This window comes from Rhizobacter sp. P3_B12 (genome assembly GCF_056402895.1).
Map to the genome: position 1 here is coordinate 1 of NZ_JBFUGN010000646.1, position 3,576 is coordinate 3,576.

Annotated in this window: 3 protein-coding genes; 2 read left to right on the forward strand and 1 reads right to left on the reverse strand. The window is 69.3% G+C overall.

The features are described from left to right. Positions 1-287 (reverse strand): integrase arm-type DNA-binding domain-containing protein (locus AC1D01_RS25375; protein WP_477871293.1); only part of this gene is annotated, 287 nt, incomplete at its 3' end. Between the two features lie 238 nt (positions 288-525). Here AC1D01_RS25375 and mutS point away from each other — a divergent pair. Further along, a complete protein-coding gene (gene mutS / locus AC1D01_RS25380) occupies positions 526-3,081 on the forward strand; it encodes a DNA mismatch repair protein MutS (protein ID WP_477871295.1) in 2,556 nt (851 codons plus the stop codon). Then, the coding region (locus AC1D01_RS25385; RefSeq protein ID WP_477871297.1) for a proteasome-type protease at positions 3,078-3,576 on the forward strand (499 nt) is incomplete at its 3' end. The genes mutS and AC1D01_RS25385, both read left to right, overlap by 4 nt.

Genomic DNA, 3,576 nt, shown 5'->3' on the forward strand with positions numbered 1-3,576 from the left:
CGGGCCGTCTGCTCGGCCTCCCGCGCTTGGCGCTTCGACAGCGCGGGATCGCCGCCCGCATCGCGCTCCTCGCGCAAACGCTCCCACTCGGCCGCAGCCGCCGGAAACGACATCGCTGGCCACCGCCCCAGGCCGACTTGGCGCATCCGCGCGTCGACCGGACTGCGGTACCGATAGGTCCAAGCGCGTCGGGTTTGAGTGGCTTCGAGACGAAGGCCTGGACAGCCGTCGATGGTAAGGTGCGCGCCTGGCTGAAGTGCCTTGGCTGCGCGGGCGTCGAACTGCATTGCGCTCCCTGCAAGCGTAGGTTTTCTGGAAGACCGGGTCGCAGCCCAGCGTAGGTTTCCATTTTAGAAGCCGGCAAACCTACGCAGAACGGCCAAGTTTCCCCAAGTTTTCATAGGCGCTGAAAAGTCCATCGTGACCATGTCATCCGACAAAAATACTCAGCAATTCAACGAGTTAGCTGAAGAAACGACCGCCAGCCGCGCTCCCGCGCCGGTCCCCGTTTCGGCCCACACCCCAATGATGCAGCAGTACCTGCGCATCAAGGCCGAGCACCCCGACACGCTCGTCTTCTACCGCATGGGCGACTTCTACGAGCTCTTCTATGAAGACGCCCGCCGTGCCAACAAGCTGCTCGACATCACGCTGACCAGCCGCGGCCAGAGCGGCGGCGAGCCGGTCGTGATGGCCGGCGTGCCCTTCCATGCCGTCGAGAGCTACCTGGCGAAGCTGATCAAGCTCGGCGAAGCCGTCGCGATCGCCGAGCAGGTCGGCGACGTCGCCACCGCCAAGGGCCCGGTCGAGCGCAAGGTGGTGCGCGTCGTCACCCCCGGCACCGTCACCGACGCCGAACTGCTCGCCGACAAGCGCGACGCGCTGCTGCTCGCGGTCTCGCAGAAGATGCAGCGCGGCGTGGTGAGCTACGGCCTCGCCTGGCTCGGCCTGAGCAGCGGCCAGCTCGGCCTGACCGAATGCACCGAACGCGAACTGCCCGGCTGGCTCGCCCGCCTGAACGCCGCCGAGGTGCTGGTCGACCGCGAGCAGGTGCCCGCCGCGGTCTCGCAGGCCCGCATCGCGATCACGCACCGCCCCGGCTGGCAGTTCGACACCGCGCTCGGCCTGCGCAAGCTGTGCGAGCAGATGCGCGTCGCCAGCCTCGCCGGTTTCAACGCACAGGAACTCGGCACCGCGCACGCCGCCGCCGCCGCGCTGCTGAGCTATGCCGAGCACACGCAGGGCCAGGCTCTGGCGCACGTGCGCGCGCTGCAGGTGGAACGCAGCGGCGACCTGCTCGACCTGCCGCCCACCACACACCGCAACCTCGAGCTCACGCAGACGCTGCGCGGCGACGACGCGCCGACGCTGCTGTCGCTGCTCGACACCTGCCGCACCGGCATGGGCAGCCGCGCGCTGCGCCACTGGCTCACGCACCCGCTGCGCGAGCGCACCGTCGCCTCGCAGCGCCACGACGCGCTCGACGTGCTGATCGAGCACGGCGTCGCGCCGCTGCGCGAGGCGCTGCGCGGCATCAGCGACGTCGAGCGCATCACCGCCCGCGTCGCGCTGCGCCAGGTGCGCCCGCGTGAACTCACYGGCCTGCGCGCCACGCTGCAGGCGCTGCCCGCGCTGCGCGAGCGCGTGCCGGGCCGCGCCCTGCTGCTGGAGATGCTGGCCGAGGCGCTGACGCCCGACGCAGCGATCGAAGCCCTGCTGCGCAGCGCGATCGCCGACGAACCATCGGTGATGCTGCGCGACGGCGGCGTGATCGCCCGCGGCTTCGATGCCCCGCTCGACGAACTGCGCGACATCAGCCAGAACTGCGACGCCTTCCTGCTCGACCTCGAAGCCCGCGAGCGCACGCGCACCGGCATCGCCAACCTGCGCGTGCAATACAACAAGGTGCACGGCTTCTACATCGAGGTCACRCAGGGCCAGGYCGCCAAGGTGCCGATGGACTACCAGCGCCGCCAGACGCTGAAGAACGCCGAGCGCTTCATCACGCCGGAGCTGAAGGCCTTCGAGGACAAGGCCTTGTCCGCACAGGAGCGCTCGCTCGCGCGCGAGAAGCAGCTCTACGAGCAGCTGATCGACCAGCTGCAGGCGCACCTGGAGGCGCTGTCGGGCCTGGCGCGCGCACTGGCCAGCCTCGATGCGCTGGCGGCGCTGGCCGAACGCGCCGACACGCTCGGATGGACGCGCCCGCAGTTCGTGCGCGAGCCCTCCATCGACATCACCGCCGGCCGCCACCCGGTGGTCGAGGCGCGCCTGGCCGAGACCGGCGGCGGCAACTTCATGGCCAACGACTGCCGGCTCGACGCGGCGCGCAAGATGCTCGTGATCACCGGCCCGAACATGGGCGGCAAGAGCACCTTCATGCGCCAGGTGGCGCTGATCGTGCTGCTGGCGGCGATCGGCTCGTTCGTGCCGGCCGATGCCTGCCGGCTCGGGCCTATCGACGCGATCCACACCCGCATCGGCGCGGCCGACGACCTGGCCAATGCGCAATCGACCTTCATGCTCGAGATGACCGAGGCGGCGGCGATCATCCACAGCGCCGGCGATCACTCGCTGGTGCTGATGGACGAGATCGGCCGCGGCACCTCCACCTTCGACGGCCTCGCGCTGGCCGGCGCCATCGCGAGCCACCTGCACGAGCGCAACAAGAGCTTCACGCTGTTCGCGACGCACTACTTCGAGCTGACCGAGTTCCCGGTGAAGCACGAGCGGGCGCTGAACGTGCACGTGTCGGCCGCCGAGAGCGGCGACGACATCGTGTTCCTGCACGACATCCAGGCCGGCCCGGCCAGCCGCAGCTACGGCGTGCAGGTCGCCCGCCTGGCCGGCATGCCCGGCACGCTGGTGCGCCAGGCGCGCGCGACGCTGGAGGCGCTGGAGGCCCAGCAGCACGCCGGCAGCGCGCAGATCGACCTGTTCGCGGCGCCCACGCCGGAGGCCGAGAAACCGGTGTCGCCGATCGAGCGGGCACTGGCCGGCATCAACCCCGATATGCTGTCGCCGAAGGAGGCGCTCGACGCGCTCTACCGCCTGAAGAACCTGCAGGACACCCCGTCATGACCTACTGTGTGGGCATCAAGCTCGATGCCGGCCTCGTCTTCCTGTCCGACTCGCGCACCAACGCGGGCCTGGACCAGATCAGCACCTACCGCAAGATGATGGTCTACGAGAAGACCGGCGACCGCTTCATGGTGCTGCTGTCGGCGGGCAACCTGTCGATCTCGCAGTCGGTGCGCGAGATCCTGCAGGTCGAGAAGATCGACAACGGCGACCTGCCACCGATCACCATCTGGAACGCCACCAGCATGTTCGATGCGGCCCGCGTGCTCGGCAGCGCGGTGCGCCGCGTCTACGACCAGGACGGCCCGTCGCTGAAGCAGGCCGGCGTCGACTTCAACGCCTCGATGATCCTCGGCGGCCAGATCAAGGGCGAGGCGATGCGGCTCTTCCTGGTGTACTCGGCCGGCAATTTCATCGAGGCGACGCGCGAGACCTGCTACTTCCAGGTCGGCGAATCGAAGTACGGCAAGCCGGTGCTCGACCGCATGATCACGC